General features: G+C 69.6%; 17 protein-coding genes. 7 read left to right on the top strand and 10 right to left on the bottom strand.

Features of this window, described 5'->3' with window-relative positions:
• The first annotated feature begins 105 nt into the window (after window positions 1-105).
• The gene (locus AB0E90_RS12635; RefSeq protein ID WP_360403234.1) at window positions 106-1,110 is read left to right on the top strand and encodes an AraC family transcriptional regulator; all 1,005 of its coding nucleotides are present in this window, start codon (window positions 106-108) and stop codon (window positions 1,108-1,110) included.
• A gap of 1 nt (window position 1,111) precedes the next feature.
• Here the strand turns inward: AB0E90_RS12635 and AB0E90_RS12630 are convergent, their stop codons facing one another.
• Entirely contained in the window at window positions 1,112-1,477 is a 366-nt protein-coding gene (locus AB0E90_RS12630; RefSeq protein ID WP_360403232.1) for a hypothetical protein, read from the bottom strand.
• 203 nt (window positions 1,478-1,680) lie between these two features.
• On the opposite strand from AB0E90_RS12630, the gene AB0E90_RS12625 reads away from it, so the two are divergent.
• From AB0E90_RS12625 to AB0E90_RS12615, 3 genes are all read left to right on the top strand, one after another.
• Window positions 1,681-1,971 (top strand): hypothetical protein, encoded by a 291-nt coding sequence (locus tag AB0E90_RS12625; RefSeq protein ID WP_360403230.1) that lies wholly within the window; start codon window positions 1,681-1,683, stop codon window positions 1,969-1,971.
• 64 nt (window positions 1,972-2,035) lie between these two features.
• Window positions 2,036-2,554 carry a SigE family RNA polymerase sigma factor gene (locus AB0E90_RS12620; protein WP_360403228.1) on the top strand — a complete coding sequence of 173 codons (519 nt, stop codon included), beginning with the start codon at window positions 2,036-2,038 and terminating at the stop codon, window positions 2,552-2,554.
• Window positions 2,551-3,822: a hypothetical protein gene (locus AB0E90_RS12615; RefSeq protein WP_360403226.1), complete on the top strand. Its 1,272-nt coding sequence runs from the start codon at window positions 2,551-2,553 to the stop codon at window positions 3,820-3,822. Before AB0E90_RS12620 ends, AB0E90_RS12615 begins: the two co-directional genes overlap by 4 nt.
• On the opposite strand, the gene AB0E90_RS12610 is transcribed toward AB0E90_RS12615, so the two are convergent.
• On the bottom strand, window positions 3,803-4,708 hold the full coding sequence (locus AB0E90_RS12610; RefSeq protein WP_360403224.1) for a Gfo/Idh/MocA family oxidoreductase: 906 nt from the start codon (window positions 4,706-4,708) through the stop codon (window positions 3,803-3,805). The genes AB0E90_RS12615 and AB0E90_RS12610 overlap by 20 nt on opposite strands.
• A gap of 59 nt (window positions 4,709-4,767) precedes the next feature.
• Between AB0E90_RS12610 and AB0E90_RS12605 the strand changes: the two genes are divergently transcribed.
• Complete coding sequence (locus AB0E90_RS12605; protein ID WP_360403222.1) at window positions 4,768-5,133, top strand: hypothetical protein; 366 nt, start codon at window positions 4,768-4,770, stop codon at window positions 5,131-5,133.
• On the top strand, window positions 5,126-5,563 hold the full coding sequence (locus tag AB0E90_RS12600) for a hypothetical protein (RefSeq protein WP_360403220.1): 438 nt from the start codon (window positions 5,126-5,128) through the stop codon (window positions 5,561-5,563). Before AB0E90_RS12605 ends, AB0E90_RS12600 begins: the two co-directional genes overlap by 8 nt.
• A gap of 4 nt (window positions 5,564-5,567) precedes the next feature.
• Here AB0E90_RS12600 and AB0E90_RS12595 read toward each other — a convergent pair whose 3' ends face one another.
• The 7 genes from AB0E90_RS12595 to AB0E90_RS12565 all read right to left on the bottom strand — a co-directional run bounded on the left by AB0E90_RS12595 (window position 5,568) and on the right by AB0E90_RS12565 (window position 13,051).
• Window positions 5,568-7,316 carry a SpoIIE family protein phosphatase gene (locus tag AB0E90_RS12595; RefSeq protein WP_360403218.1) on the bottom strand — a complete coding sequence of 583 codons (1,749 nt, stop codon included), beginning with the start codon at window positions 7,314-7,316 and terminating at the stop codon, window positions 5,568-5,570.
• Window positions 7,317-7,327: 11 nt separating this feature from the next.
• Window positions 7,328-8,791: a glutathionylspermidine synthase family protein gene (locus tag AB0E90_RS12590; RefSeq protein ID WP_360403216.1), complete on the bottom strand. Its 1,464-nt coding sequence runs from the start codon at window positions 8,789-8,791 to the stop codon at window positions 7,328-7,330.
• Window position 8,792: 1 nt separating this feature from the next.
• Window positions 8,793-9,194, bottom strand: a complete 402-nt coding sequence (locus AB0E90_RS12585; protein WP_360403214.1) for a hypothetical protein — start codon at window positions 9,192-9,194, stop codon at window positions 8,793-8,795.
• Window positions 9,195-9,314: 120 nt separating this feature from the next.
• On the bottom strand, window positions 9,315-10,079 hold the full coding sequence (gene fabG / locus AB0E90_RS12580; protein WP_360403212.1) for a 3-oxoacyl-ACP reductase FabG: 765 nt from the start codon (window positions 10,077-10,079) through the stop codon (window positions 9,315-9,317).
• 49 nt (window positions 10,080-10,128) lie between these two features.
• A complete protein-coding gene (locus tag AB0E90_RS12575) occupies window positions 10,129-11,775 on the bottom strand; it encodes an alpha-amylase family protein (protein ID WP_360403210.1) in 1,647 nt (548 codons plus the stop codon).
• Window positions 11,772-12,707 carry a hypothetical protein gene (locus AB0E90_RS12570; RefSeq protein ID WP_360403208.1) on the bottom strand — a complete coding sequence of 312 codons (936 nt, stop codon included), beginning with the start codon at window positions 12,705-12,707 and terminating at the stop codon, window positions 11,772-11,774. The genes AB0E90_RS12575 and AB0E90_RS12570 overlap by 4 nt, the downstream gene beginning before the upstream one ends.
• Window positions 12,704-13,051 carry a PadR family transcriptional regulator gene (locus AB0E90_RS12565; RefSeq protein ID WP_360403206.1) on the bottom strand — a complete coding sequence of 116 codons (348 nt, stop codon included), beginning with the start codon at window positions 13,049-13,051 and terminating at the stop codon, window positions 12,704-12,706. Before AB0E90_RS12565 ends, AB0E90_RS12570 begins: the two co-directional genes overlap by 4 nt.
• A 70-nt stretch (window positions 13,052-13,121) precedes the next feature.
• Between AB0E90_RS12565 and AB0E90_RS12560 the strand changes: the two genes are divergently transcribed.
• A complete protein-coding gene (locus AB0E90_RS12560) occupies window positions 13,122-13,784 on the top strand; it encodes a DedA family protein (RefSeq protein ID WP_360403204.1) in 663 nt (220 codons plus the stop codon).
• On the opposite strand, the gene AB0E90_RS12555 is transcribed toward AB0E90_RS12560, so the two are convergent.
• Window positions 13,781-14,983: a chitinase gene (locus AB0E90_RS12555; RefSeq protein WP_360403202.1), complete on the bottom strand. Its 1,203-nt coding sequence runs from the start codon at window positions 14,981-14,983 to the stop codon at window positions 13,781-13,783. The genes AB0E90_RS12560 and AB0E90_RS12555 overlap by 4 nt on opposite strands.
• Window positions 14,984-14,993: the final 10 nt, after the last annotated feature.

Here is a 14,993-nt window from a genome sequence, read left to right as displayed (position 1 = left end):
TTCATATGGCCTGAATGTGCTGGAACGGTCAGCGCGTGGCGGGAACGTTGACGTTCCACGTATCGGGGCCGAATACTCACGGTATGCGATGGAGTCACCTTCGGCATGGCTGATGTCTTTCCGAGGTCCGGCCCAGCGTCATCCGAAGTGCCCGACATCCTCCACTTCAGCAGCGTAGATATCGATCAAGCACGGTCCGCGCTAAATCGTTTCTACTATCCCGTGGCAGTCGGCATCCCGGACGGCGCTGACGGCTTCGGCCTGGGTATGGAAGTGATCCAACTCGGACCGCTGACGGTCGGGCAGCTCAGCTACGCGTCCCGGATGACGCTGACGGTGGCGGAGATCAACGCGTACCACGTCAGCATGCCCACCACGGGCCGCATGCAGGCCCGGCACGCCGGCCACGAGGTTCTCGCCGACCCGTCGACGGCCGCCGTCTTCGGCCCGGGCAAGCCGGTCTACACGGTGCACGACGGCAACTCGGCCGAGCTAGCCATCAAGATCGAGCGCGCCGCTCTCGAGCAGGAACTCGCCACGCTGCTGGGTCACCCGGTCGAGGGACCCATCGACCTGCCGCCGGCCATGGACGTCTCCTGCGGGCCCAGCCAGAGCTGGAGCCGGCTGATCCGCCTGCTGCACGACGAGCTGGAGTTCGCGGAGAGCCTGATCTACCAGCCGCTGATCGCCGAGCAACTGCGCAGCAGCGTGCTGAGCGGGCTGCTGATGAGCCTGCCGCATCGTTACCACGACGAGCTGACCAGGCCGGTCACCGCCGGGCCGCCACGGGCCGTGCGCCGGGTGGTGGACGCCATCCACGACGAGCCGGAGCGGCCGTTCACCGTGGCCGACCTGGCCGCGATCGCCGGGACGAGCGTGCGTTCGCTGCAGGAGGGCTTCCGCCGGCACGTCGGGTGTGCACCGATGGCCTACCTGCAACAGGAGCGGCTGCTGCGGGCGCACGAGACACTGCGCCGATCGGATCCGCTGCGGGTCACCGTGGCCGCGGTCGCACATCGCTGGGGCTTCACCCACCTGGGCCGGTTCGCCTCGGCCTATCGCTACCGATTCGGCGTACCACCGTCGGAGACCCTGCGGGCCGGAGGGTGAGTCACTCGCCCGGGTCGCTCCGGCGCGGTTGAGGCACGCCGTTCGGGCGGTGCATGCCCCCGGGAACGCCGAAAAGATGGCCGCGCGGCGGAACCCAATCGCGGTATTGACCCAGGCGGCGCGGCACGGCAATGAGCTCGCCATCGCCGGCGCCCCGCTGCTCGCGCAGGTAGGCCACCACCCGGGCGGCGGCCGCACCGCTGTCCTCGGCGATGCCCAGCAACAGCCGGCGGGTCTCGGCGTCCTCCGGGTCGGCCGGGTCGAGGCCGGGCAGTTCGCCCGCCGTCCGGCGCAACAGCGCGGCCAGACCGGCCAGGGCCTGCATCACGTCACATGCGTCCCGCTCCGCGTCGGACAAGCTCGTCACGCGCGCTCCCCCTCACCGGCACCGACGAGGGTGCCACGCGAAAATGTATTCGGCCCACTACGTAGCGTCCATCCGTAACACGCAATCCCTGTCCAGTTAGCGCTCAGTTCGTCCCTTCGACGACATGATCGTCCCTTTCGATCACATGGTCAGGGCCGACGGTACGGGGTAAGACGGACGAGAGCCGATTGTGGAGGGATCCCATGACTGACGAAATTCGCCCGCCGCTGGAGGAGAGCGAGGAGGTGGCCGACGCGATCGAGGACGACGTGGCGGTGGACGCCTTCATCACCGGCGGCAGCGCCGACCCCGACAATCCGGAGTTCCTTGCGCCCGGCGAGGAGCCGGTCGTGCGGACCGGCGCCGACCAGCCGTGGGACCCGGAGGATCTGGCCGTCGCCGAGGGTCGCGACCCCACCCCGGCGAACGTGGAGCGGGCCCGCCAGGAACTCGAACAGGACGGCGCCGCCGCGATCGAGCGCACCGTTCCCTGAACTTCCCGTACAACCGCCCTGGCCCCGTTCCCGTCTAGTGGGGAGACTCAGACGGGAGCGGGGCATGGATGAGGGATCGGACGCGGCGTACCTGGCGTACGTGCATGGCCGGATACCAGCGCTGCGGCGGGTGGCATACCTGCTGAGCGGCAACGAACACCAGGCCGATGACCTGGTGCAAGAGACAATCACGAAGTTGTACGCGCGGTGGCCGCGAATCTCCGCGGTGGAGAACGTCGACGCGTACGTGCATACGATGATGGTCCGCGCGTTCCTGGACGAGAAGCGCCGCGGCTGGTGGCGAGTGCGCCTGTGGGGCGCCGCACCGGACCGCGCCGCATCCGCACCCGCCGCCGCCGAGGACCGCACCGTGCTGCGCGCCGCCCTGGCCAAGGTGCCGCCGCGCCAGCAGGCCGTGCTCGTCCTGCGATTCCTCTGTGACCAGCCGGTCTCCGAGGTGGCCGAGATCCTCGGCTGCTCGGAGGGCACGGTCAAGAGTCAGACCTCGCACGGTCTCAACGCCCTTCGCAAGATCCTCGGCGAGCCGGTGTCCGCCCGCCGCGTCCAGGGGAGCCGGTCATGAACGACGACAACTACGGCACGATGCTGCTCGAACCGTTGCGCGGCGAGCCGAGCGGCCCGCCGTCGATCGACGTGGCGAAGGCGATGCGTGACGGCCGCCGGATGCGGCGGCGCTGGTGGGCGGGCGGTTCGGGACTGCTGGCGGCGGTGGCGGCGGTCCTGGTCGGCGGCAGCCTGCTGCTCGCCCCGAGCGGCCACGACGCCCCGAAGCCCCAGCCCAAGCTGCCGCCGGACCCGGCCGTGCCGGCCTCCTGCGTGCAGCAGCGGCTACCGATGGGCAAATACCACAACATCGCGGTCCGCGGCGGCGACGCGGCCGGCCGATGGCACGTGGGCAGCGGCGATCCGGCGCCCGGCAAAAAGTCGCCGGTGCTGATCTGGCGCGACGGCAAGCTGATAGCCGCGACGCCGACGCCGTCGGAGCTATATCTCTACGACATCAACTCGGCGGGCATGGCGGTCGGCTCCAACCAGACCGGCCTCAAATACCCGTACGCATATCGGGACGGGAACTTCATCAAGCTCAAGGGCGGCGTCGGGGAGGCGACCGCGATCAACGACGACGGCACGATCGTCGGTGTGCTCGGCCGGGCCGGCCTCGACGGCGGGGCGGTCCCGGTGCGCTGGACGTCGATCGATGCCGAGCCCGAGCGGCTGCCCCTGCCTGGCGGCACCGCGCGGTTCTTCATGGTCTACGACCTGGCCGAGGACGGCACGGTGATGGCCCAGTTCACCGAACAGATGGGTGCCCTCCGAGGCGAGGTCGGCTACGTCTGGATGCCGGACGGCTCGCTGAAGCGAGTGCTTCCACCGGCGGCTGCGGGCCGGATGATGACGTTCCAGCCGATCGGGCTGCACTACGGCTGGCTCTACGGCGAGGCCGACTCGTGGTCGACGATCCAGGCGTCGCCGACCAACAGCGCCGGGGTCCCGCAGGTCCGGGAACCCGGGTCGATGCAGACGGGCTACGAGACCAGCCTCTATCGCTTCGAGCCGCACAGCGGCACCTGGCAGAAGCTGGAGGACACCGCCCAGGTGGCTGTCTCCGCGCCCGGCGCACGGCAGCAGGGGATGGAGCCTGCCCCGACGGTCTACGTCGGCCCGAAGGTCCTGAAACTCCCGACCGACGCGAAGCCGAGCATCGGCGCCGGGTTCGGCTTCCATCTCGTCACGATCAGCGAGGACGGCCGGACGGTGGCCGGTACCGCCCTCAGCGTCGTCGCCGACCCGATCCTGGCGCGTATTCCGGTTATCTGGCGCTGCGAATAGCGACCGTGCGGCCGGTGGTGATCGCCTCCTGGGCAGCTTCCAGGATGGCGGTCACCTCGGCGCCGAAGCGGACGTCGAGCTCCGGGGCCGGGCCGCCGGCGGCCGCGGCGAGCAGTTGGTCGATGGCGCGGGCCAGCGCCTCGGTCGGCAGCCACTCGGCCCCCGGCACTTGGCGGATGCCGGCCTCGCCGGCGAAGACCGTCTCCTCGCGCTCGGCGGCCGGCGCGGCGTCGACCGTGAGGGTGAGGGTGCTGATCGCGCCGCCGGCGTGCCGCACCAGCAGGTGGGTCATGTCGTGCGGGCCGGCCATCCCGGTCACCTCGGTGGCCGGGCCGAGCACCGGCAGGAGGGCGGCGAGCGCGTGCGGCCCGACATCCCAGAGGCCGCCGCTCTCCTTGCGCCAGGCGGACGCGCCGAACGGGTTGCCCTCGGTGAAGATCGAGCCGAGGTGGTCGACCCGGGCCTCCCGCCAGCCGCCGGCCGCGGCCGCCTCGGCCAGGAAGTCGGCGACCGGTGGCATCAGCCGCCGGGTGAAGAAGACCACCGACGCCAGGTTGCGCTCGGCGACGGCGGCGGCGATCTCGTCGGCCTCGGCCGCGGTGAACGCCACCGGCTTGTCGAGCAGCAGGTGCTTGCCGGCGTGGGCGGCGCGCAACGCGATCGGCGCCTGCACGTCCGGCGGCAGGGCGATCGCGACCGCGTCGACGGCGGCGATCAGCTCGTCGATCTCGGTGTAGGGGGCGCCGCCGAACTGGGCCGCCACGGCGGCCGCCTTGTCGGGATTACGCCCCCAGACCCCGACAAGCTCGACATCAGGGTGCTCTGCCAGCGCGGGAGCGTGTGCCAGGTGTGCCCATGGTCCCGTACCGAAAAGTCCGAAGCGCATGATCGCAAGCTATCCGGCCGCACGCACCGAGGCCAATAGCGATCAGTACTCTTTGCCGGGTGAACGGTCCCCTGTCGGTGGCGACCATCGTCGCCGCCCTCGTGCTGGCGGCGTGGTTCCTGCTGCGCGCCGCGCTCAACCGGGCGCCCAGCCGCTTCGACCTGCTGGCGACCGCCGGCCTCGGCGTGCTGGTCGCGGTTCTCGTCGTGTTCGCCGTGGTCGGTCTGTTCGGCGACCACCGGCCGTCCGATACGCCGACCTTCGGCGGCTACCTCATCACTACGATCGCGTTCGCCCCCACCGCGCTCTACCTCGCCCGGATGGAGCCGACCCGCTGGGGCAACCTGATCCTCGGCGTCGCCTGCCTGGTGCTGCCGGTTCTCGTGCTGCGGCTGCAGCAGATTGCGTCGGTGACCGTTGCCTGACTCTCCCGCCCCCGCCACCCGCACCCGACCGGCCGACGCCGCGCTGAACACCGGCCTCGGCCGGGTGCTGCTGTTCGTCTACGGCATCTTCGCCCTGTCGGCGAGCGCCCGCGCCCTGGTGCAGATCATCTCGAAGTTCTCCGAGGCGCCGCTGGCCTACCTGCTGTCCGCACTGGCCGGCCTGGTCTACATAGCCGCCACCGTAGGCCTGGCAATCGGCGGCGAACGCGGCCGCCGAATAGCCCTGACCAGCTGCAGCATCGAACTGCTAGGCGTCCTGGTAGTAGGCACGCTGAGCGTCGCCGACGCCGTAGCCTTCCCCGACGACACCGTCTGGTCCCACTACGGCAGCGGCTACGGCTACGTCCCGCTACTGCTCCCGTTCATCGGCCTCTGGTGGATCTGGCGCCACCGGCCGCGCCCGGCCTGACCGCTCAATACGGGGTGCGGACGGCGAGCAGGGCGACGTCGTCTTCGTGGTTGTCGCCGGCCAGCTCGAGGTACAGGCGGTCCAGCAGGTCGGTCAGTGGCAGGTCGGCCAGACCGGCCGCGAGGTCGCACAGGTCCTGGACGCGGTCGTCCCAGGCGTCGGCTCGGGTCTCGATCAGGCCGTCGGTGTAGAACAGCACCGTCGAGCCGGGCGGAACGTGCTGGTAATGGCTGGTCCGCGGGGTGCGGCGCAGCACGCCCAGCAGCGGGTCGCGGTTGTCGAGCACGGTGACCTCGCCGCCGGCCAGCAGCAGTGGGCTGGGGTGGCCGGCGTTGGACCAGTGCAGTTGGTGGCCGGCGGCGCCGGGCTCGGGCTGGAGATAGGCGAGCACGACGGTCGCGGCGATCCGGTCGCCGAGGGCCTGGTTGGCCGCGTCGAGGCGGCGCAGCAGGGCGGCGGGCGGCTCGTGCCGGTCGACCAGGAGGACGCGCAGCTTGCTGCGCAGGCGACCCATCAGGGCGGCGGCCTGCATGTCGTGCCCGGTGACGTCTCCGATGACCAGGGCGAGGTGGCTGCTGTCCAGCCGGACGGCGTCGTACCAGTCGCCGCCGACGTGCTCGCCGCGGGCGGCCGGTTCGTAGCGGGCGGCCACCTCGAACGGCGCCGTCTCGGGGAGCGCCGACAGCAGCGCCCGTTGCAGGATCTCGGCCGCGCTCTTCTGCGCGTGCAGGTATTCGGCGCGTTGCAGCGCCTGGGAGACGTAGCCGGCCAGCGCCGACAGCAGCGTCTGCTCGGGGTCGCCCAGGTCGTAGGGCTGTTTCCAGACGAAGGTCAGCGCGCCGATCGGGCCGGCCGGACCGGGCAACGGCACGCTGGCGGCCGACTGCCAGCCCATGTCGGCGAACGTCCCGAACGCGTCCGGCGCCTCCGCGCGGACCACGGCGAGGTCCGGGAGCAGCACCGGGACGCCGCGACGAACGGCCAGGCTGGACGGGGTGGCGACACTGGCCGGGTAACGGGTCCACCGCTCGGCGACCCGCGGCGGCAGCGTGCCACCGGACCGCAGGGCGACCCGGCCGGCGCGATCGATCAGCGAGATCCCGACGTACGCCGGGTCCAGCGAGCCGGTCACCAACTCCCGGACGACGCTCACGACGTCGTCGGGCGTGCTCGTGTCGGCGAGTGCGACGCTCGCTCGCAGCAGCAACTGGCTGCGGTCGAAGGCCGCGCCGACCCGGATCTGGCGGCGGCGCGCGGTCTGAGTGGCGATCCGGAAGCGCAGGCTGTCCGAGCACGCCGCGGCCAGATCGGCGAGGATCGCGAGGTCGCTGTCGGTCCACCGCCGGGGCGCGGTGTCGATCGCGCACAGCGACCCCAGCACCTTGCCGGTGTCGTCGGTCAGCGGCATGCCGGCGTAGCCCACGACCCCGAGGTCGGTGATCGCCGGGTTGCCGGCCACCCGCGGATCGGTCCGGGCGTCGGTGACGATCAGCGGCGCGGCGGTCTCCACCACGAACTTGCAGAACGAGTGCGACAGCGGGGTCTCGCGGTCCTGCTGCCACGGCGCGGCCAGCCCGCACGCGCCCGGGAACACCTGCCGGTCGGCCTCCACGATGGTGACCAGTGCGACCGGCACGTTCAGAACGCGGCGCACCAGCTCGGCGAAACGGTCGAACGCCGGGTCGGGCGCGGCGGTCAGGCCGGTCCGGGTCAGCGCGGGGAGCCGATCGTCGCTCGGTGGCGACAACGGCACGTCACTCAGGCTCAAGCGTCGGCCTCGACCGTGTGCGGAACGAAGAAGGAGTTGTCCTTGATGACCAGGCCGTCGGTGCCGAGGCCCTCGCGGATGCCCATGCCGGCCGGTTCGCCGTCGACCAGCCAGGCGCCGATCACCGGGTGGACCACGCCCTCGAGGCCGTCGAAGGACGGGAGCTCGCACAGTTCCTGCACCACGAACAGGCCGTCCGAGCCGTACTCGGAAGGGTTTTCGGTGATCACCTGGCCGTCACCGACCAGCGTGACCGAACCGCCCTCCCGGCCCCACACCGGCTTTTTCGCGTAGCTCTTCAGCGAGGCGGCCCCGGTGGACCCGGCGAAATAGGCCGGCAGCAGGAACTTCGACCGCTCCGGGTCGTCGCCGAACAGCTTCCACAGCACCGGGAGCAGGGCCTTGTTGCCGAGCAGCGCGGCCTTGTAGGGCGGCTCGATCCAGACCGTGCCGTGCTTGGTCGGGTCGGCCATGTTGCGGAAGAAGCCCTTGCCGCCCTCTTCCGTCCAGAACCACTCCCACGGGTAGAGCATGAAGATGATGTCGATCGGCTGAGCCTTGTCTTCCTTGCCGGGCTCGGGAACGAAGACGACGCGGTCGCCGGCCACGTCCCAGCCGATCTGGCTCATCGCGATCAGCTCGACCGGGTAACCGGCCTCCTCGGCGGTCGACATCAGATAAGCGACGTTCATCCGGTCCTCACCGGAGGTCTCGCTCGTCTCGTACGCAAAGAAGATCTTCGGTTTTTCCGGGAGCCAGGTGCGGGCCTCGCGCAACTTGTTGATATTGCGGCGCCAGGCGCCGGGGTTGGCCGGCTCGCCGTCCGCCGCTTCCCAGCCGACCAGGCGGTCGTGGATCGAGTTCCACTGCCGCCAGGGATGCTGCGTCACGCCGGTCTGGTCGACCCAGTGCCACTGGATGACCGCGCTCTCCACCAGCGACGTCGGCGTCTGCGCGTTGAACTCGAGCAGCTTGGGAGTGGTGCCGGCCCCGTTGTACCAAAAATCGAACCGGCCGTAGACGCTCGGCGAGAAGTCCGGGGTCTGCATCGGCAGCCGCATGTCGGGGTCTTTGTCGTAATGCGTCCAGGTCTCCGCGTCGCCGTCGAACCAGGTGCGGATGATCTGCTCGTGCGCGAACTCGGGGATGCCGATCTTGGCGAGGAAGCAGCTCTCCGGGTTGCACACCGAGTTGAAATAGCCGTCGCGGCGGCCCTGGACGGTGTGTCGCGGGCACTGCTCGACCATCCAGTCGCCGGCCTCCATGCACATGGCGAACAGGGTCGTGGTGGCCGACTCGAGCTGCTCGATCTCGGCCGCGGTGAAGTCGTAGTACGGACCCTCCTGCCAGTACGACTGCATGGTGCCGTCGGGCAGTTCGGTGTCGTTGTAGGTCAGGCCGAGGCTGTAGTTGGTGAGCTTCCACCCGTCCCGGACCGGACCGTAGGGAACACGGCGCACGTCAGCTGCCGGACTTCTTGCCGCTGGACGAGGTGCCGCCCCCGCCCTTGCCGACCACGCTGGTCTTGACCGTGCCGTTGCCGATCTTGCCACTGGACGGCAGGCCGAACGACGCGCGCGACGCCTTGTCGTTGTAGGCGAACTTGCTGCCCCCGGCCGGGAGGCGCGAGCCCACCGAGTAACCCCGACCGTACGACGGCGAGTGCCAGATGTAATACGGATAAAGACCGCCGGACGAGTAGTAGTGGTTGTCGTCGCAGCGGTCCTCGTCGACGACCACGCCGTTTTGGTCAGCGCAGTAGAAGCCCTCGTCCTGGTACTTGTTGCCACTGTCGCAGGCCGCCGCGCCGCCCGCTGCCAGCATCAGGAACGTGCTGGTCAGCGAGACGCGACGGGAGGTCATGCGTCGATTCATCATCTCTTTGTAGCGCCCCTCAGCAACTGGTGAGGATTGTTCAGGGCGGTGGAGACCGCCATGCTCACCTACGGCTCATCGCTGGTCAATGTAGGCCCTGAACAACCCTCAGTCACGAGGGCCACCCGCCACGTAGATGACCTGCCCGGAGACGAATCCGGCGCCCTCACTGACGAGGAAGGATACGGTGTTCGCGACGTCTTCGGGACGTCCCGACCGGCCAACCGGGATCTGGCTGATCGCAGCCTTCTCGAAATCGGCAAAATCCATCCCGACCCGGGCGGCGGTGGCGGCGGTCATGTCGGTGACGATGAATCCGGGGGCGACCGCGTTGGCGGTGACGCCGTAACGGCCGAGCTCGATCGCGAGGGTCTTGGTGAAGCCCTGCATGCCGGCCTTGGCCGCGGCGTAGTTGGCCTGACCCCGGTTGCCCAGCGCCGAGGTGCTGGACAGGCTGACGATCCGGCCCCAGCCCGCGTCGACCATGTGCTTCTGCACCGCCCGGCTGAACAGGAACGCCCCGCGCAGGTGGACCGCCATCACGGTCTCCCAGTCGTCGTCGGTCATCTTGAACAGCAGGTTGTCGCGCAGCACGCCGGCGTTGTTGACCAGCACGGTCGGCGCGCCGAGCTCGGCGACCACCCGCTCGGTGGCCGCGGCGACCTGCACCGGGTCGGAGACGTCGGCGCCGACGGCGAGCGCGGTGCCGCCGGCGTCGTGGATCGCGGTCACGGTGTTGGCGCAGGCGCCCTCGTCGAGGTCGACGACGGCCACGGCCATCCCGTCGGCCGCGAGTTTGCGGGCGGTGGCCTCGCCGATGCCGCGAGCGGCTCCGGTGACGATGGCTACGCGGCTGGGTGCGGACTGCGACATTGCGGCCTCCGGTAGTGATCTCTGCGCCGACGGCCGACTTTAACCCGGCTCACGAATGACGCCGCAGCCGGATCCACCGATAGCCATACCCAGCGACCGCTACCTCGGTGAACTTTCCCAGCTCAGGGTATTCACGGTCGGCGATGACGTCGTTCGGGAACTCGGCGTCGGCGTACACGGAGCTGAGGTCGACGACCGCATCCTTTGTGCACAGGTTGTGCACAAACAGCATCGTACCGGTGGAGTCGTCGGCGCGGTGCACCAGCACGCCCTCGGGAACCGGGACGTCGACGTGGGTGCAGGTGCCGGCGCCGATCTCGGGCGCCTCGCGCAGCGTCCGGATCATGCGTTCGAACCAGGACAACAGCGATGTCGGATCCTGCCGCTGCTTCGTCACGTTGACGTCGTGATAGTCGAACTCGCCGGTCGAGACCACCGGACGGACCAACTGCTTGCGGTCGGCGGTGGAGAAGCCGGCGTTCTCCAGGACGGACCACTGCATCGGGGTGCGAATCGCGTCGCGGCCCTTCAGCGACAGGTCGTCGCCCATGCCGATCTCCTCGCCGTAGCGCAGCACCGGGGTGCCGCGCAGGCTGAACTGCAGCGAATAGGCCAGCTCGAGCCGCCGGCGGTCGCCGCCGAGCATCGGGGCCAGCCGGCGCCGGATGCCCCGCCCGTACAGCTGCATGTCCTCGTCCGGGCCGAACTCGGCAAAGACGTGGTTGCGCTGGTCGGCGGTGAGCCGGGAGAGGTCGATCTCGTCGTGGTTACGCAGGAACGTCGCCCACTGGCCGCCGGCCGGGAGCTTCGGCGTCTCGCGCAGCGCCTGGATGATCGGGTCCGGGTCCTGCCGGGCCAGCGCCAGGATCAGCTGGCCGTTGAGCATGAAGTCGAAGAGCATGTGGATGCGGTTGCTCGAGCCACCGCCGTCGCCGAAGAACTTCACGAGCTGGTCGGGTTCGACGTTCGCCTCGGCCAGCAGCACCGCGTCGCCCTTGCGCCACTGGACGTACTGCCGCAGGTCGGTGAGGTAATCCATGTCCTTGGGCGAGTTCGGGTTGCCCGGCTCGGTCTCCTCGATGATGAACGGCACCGCGTCCATCCGGAAACCGGCCACCCCGAGCTGCAGCCAGAACGCGCAGATCTTCTTGATCTCCTCGCGTACCGCCGGATTCTTGATGTTGAGGTCCGGCTGGAACTTGTAGAAACGGTGGTAATACCAGAGCTTGGCGGTGCGGTCGTAGGACCACGTCTCGCCCTGCTCGCCCGGGAAGACCATGCCCTGGTGACGGTCCGGCGGCGCGCTTTCCGCCCAGACAAACCAGTCGCGGTACGGCGAATCCGGCGACGACCGCGCCGACTGGAACCACGGGTGCTGGTCGGACGTGTGGTTCACAACCAGGTCGATGATCACCTTGATGCCGAGGTTGCCCGCCTCGTGCAGCAGTTGGGCGAAGTCACCGAGCGTGCCCAGCCGGGGGTCGACGTTGTAGAAGTCCTCCACGTCGTACCCGTCGTCGCGGCCCGGGGTCGGATGGATCGGGTTGAGCCACAGACACGTGACGCCGAGCCGGGCGAGGTAGTCGAGCCGGCCGATCAGACCGCGGATATCGCCGATCCCATCGCCGTTCGAGTCGGCGAAGGTGTCGATGTCGAGGCAGTAGACGACGGCTTTCTGATACCAGCGGTCACTCATGCCCCCTTACTTGTCCCCGGTATCTGGCCTCGAAACCGCCGGTCCATCGCAGCGGCGACAACGAACGCGACGGCCGGACCCACCACGAGCACCGCCCACTGCACCGGGCTGATCAGCACGAGCGTCTCGGGATGGCGCATGTTGTGCTCGACGAAGCCGCTGAATCCCACGCGCACCAGCGGGAACACCGTGAGCACCGGAACCGCGAAGACGACCACCCGGCCACGGGTCACGGGTTCCAGCCGGACGACCCCGATCAGCGCCAGCACCGCCGCCACGCCGAACATTGGCACCCGAAGACTGAAGGGCGCCAGCCCCTGGCCGACCAGCACCGCGCCGGCGGCCACCACGAACGGCCACTCACGGGGGACGGCTCGCCGGGCGGACATCGTGGCGGCGATCAGCACGACCGTCGCCGCCACGAAGATCCAGTACGCGTTCAGGACCTGCGCGGGAGTGTCGAGGTAGTACCGGAACGGGGCGACGATCTCGCCGGCCAGCCCGGCCGCCGCGCCGGTGACCCCGAGCAGCCGGATGCCCAGCACGGCACCGGTCACGGCGACCGCCCAGCCGAGGGCGCGGACCACGTCGACCCCGTAGAACGGGGAGATGTCGGACTCCGGCCACCGAACCATCGTCAGGATCGCCATGGCGAATCGCCGGAGGGCCATGGCCAGCAGCAGGAGCGAGCCGAAGAGCTGGACCGCGTAGGCCGCGTGCCGCCACCGCTCGTCTCGCAACTCTTGTCGCAACGAGGCGGACGTCTGCCGGAGCCGCGCGCCGAGAGCCGCCCGCATCAGATCGAGGGTCACTGCGGGGCCGGTGCGGCCGTCGGCCAGCAGGACGCCGAGCATCTCCTCGGCGTACTCCGCGCGGTGTTGTTTCGGATAGAGCGCAAGCAGGCGGCGGAAGTGGCTCTCCGGCGTGGTCATGCGGTGGCGCCCCCGAGTTCGATCCGGCGAGCGCGCAGCCGGCGCTCCGCGATGGTGGCCTGCGTGCGCAGGCGGGCGGTCTCGACCGTCAGGCTCCGCTCGCCTGCGCCGGTGAGCCGGTAATAGCGCCGCAGGCGGGACTGGACGACCTCTTCGCGATCGACCTCGATCAGGCCCTCGGCGCGCAGCCGGTCGAGCGCCGCATAGAGCGTGCCGGCGCGCAGCCGCACCCGGCCGCCGGTCATCCGCAGGATGTCCTCGATAACGGCATAGCCATGCTGCGGCTCGCTCGCCAGCGCGGTGAGGACCAGGAAGGTCGGCTCGCGCATCGGTCCGTCGGTCACGTCGGCAGCATATACCGATGATCGGTATATGTGAACGGTTGAGTGGGGCGAAGTCGGGTAGACACGAGCCATGGCAGAAAGCGACCTGGGGCAGCTGACCGGCCTCACCGGCTGGGTCGCGTCGGTGATCGAGTCACTCGGCGAGGCAGGTGTCGGCCTGCTGGTCGCGCTGGAAAATCTGGTGCCGCCGATCCCGAGCGAGATCGTGCTGTCGCTGGCCGGCTACCTCGCCGCCGAGGGCCGGGTGGGCCTGGCCCTGGTGCTGGTCGCGGCCACCGCCGGGTCGGTCGGCGGCGCGCTGATTCTGTACTGGCTCGGCCGGGCGCTCGGCGAGGATCGACTGCGGCGATGGCTCGACCGGATTCCGCTGGTCGACGCGGACGACCTCGACAAGGCGGACCGCTGGTTCGAGAAGCACGAGAAGAACGCCGTGCTGTTCGGGCGCTGCGCTCCGGTCGTACGCTCGCTGGTTTCGATTCCGGCCGGCGCCAATCGCATGCACCTCGGCCAGTTCGTGGTTTTCACGGCGATCGGAAGCGGTGTCTGGAATGCCTTGTTCATCGCCGGCGGCTACCTGCTCGGCGAGCGCTGGCAGAACATCGAGGAATACAGCCACTGGTTCGACTACGCGGTTGGGGCGTTGTTCGTCGGCACGGTGGCCTGGTGGGTCATCAAGAAGACGCGCGGCCGCCGGGAGGACCGGCAGCCGCGCGCCCAGATCAACCGTGACTAGAAACCTGCGCTGATCTTCGTGAAGGCCCAGTCGGCCTGCGCGATACCCGAGCAAGTGGAGACAACGCCGCCCCCGGCGCATCCCCGGTCCCGGTTGACCGCCCAGAAGGTGAACCGCGCGAAGTTGTTGTTCTTGGCGTAGTCGCGGATTCGGGTCCAGGTGTCGGTCGAGGTCACCTCCTGCTGGTCGGACAGACCGTTCATGCCGGAGATGCCCATGTGCGAGTAGGCCTGCGCGTCGGTGTAGCCGAACGTCGTCTTGAGCAGGCTCTTCAGACCCTCGGAGGCGCCGACGGTGGAGGCGTACATGTCCGAGCCGCCGCCGAAGTCGAACGGCATCTGGGTGAAGATGTCGATGTTCGCGCCGAGCGCCTTGGCCTGCTGGACCAGCCGGGTGCCGTAGTAGTTCGGGCCGGTCGGCGAGGTGCCGAAGGTGAGGATCGTCTTCACCGACGGGTTGTTCTGCTTGATGACCTTCAGGGCGCCGAGGATCCGGTCCTGCACCGCGGTGTTCTCGAACTCATCGGTGTTCTCGATGTCGATGTCGATGGCCTTCAGACCAAACGCATTGATGACCTTCTGGTACGCGCCGGCCAGCGCATCAACCGTCGTGCAGTTGGGGCCGAGCTTGTTGCCCGACCAGCCGCCGATCGACGGGACGATGCTGGCGCCGGCCGCCTGGGCCTGCGCGATGTAGCTGGCGTGCACGCCGCCGGTCAGGCCGCTCTCGCCGTCCCACACCGGGTTGCAGCCGTTGGCGAGCACGAACGCGATGGTGAACGCCTTGATCCCGGTCGCGCTGGTCACCGTGGCCGGCGCCGGCGGGCTGCCCCAGCCCGGGTAGACGTACGGCGCCGAGGCCATCTTGGTGCCGGTGGTCGGCGGGGTGGTGGTCGGGCCGGTCGTCGGGCCGGTGGTGGGCGGCGTGGTCGGGGTGGTGGTGCCGCCACAGGCGCCGTTGTCCGCCCACACGTCCCACTGGCCGGAGTGGGTGGCCGGCGACTCGTTCTGGGTCCACCACTTGGCGGTGTAGTTGTGACCGCTCTGCGAAGCGCTGTTGCCATTGACGTAGACGGCGCTCGAGGACCACGCGGCCGCACAGGCGGTGGCCGCGTTCGACATGGTCATGGGGATGATCGCGGCGGACAGGCCGGTGGCGGCCACCGCACCGAGGATCAGCAGCTTTCTGCCGAGTTTCACGGGGTCTCCA

Source organism: Actinoplanes sp. NPDC026619 (genome assembly GCF_040638295.1).
Lineage (GTDB): Bacteria > Actinomycetota > Actinomycetes > Mycobacteriales > Micromonosporaceae > Actinoplanes.
This window is presented reverse-complemented; position numbering and strand designations above follow the sequence as displayed.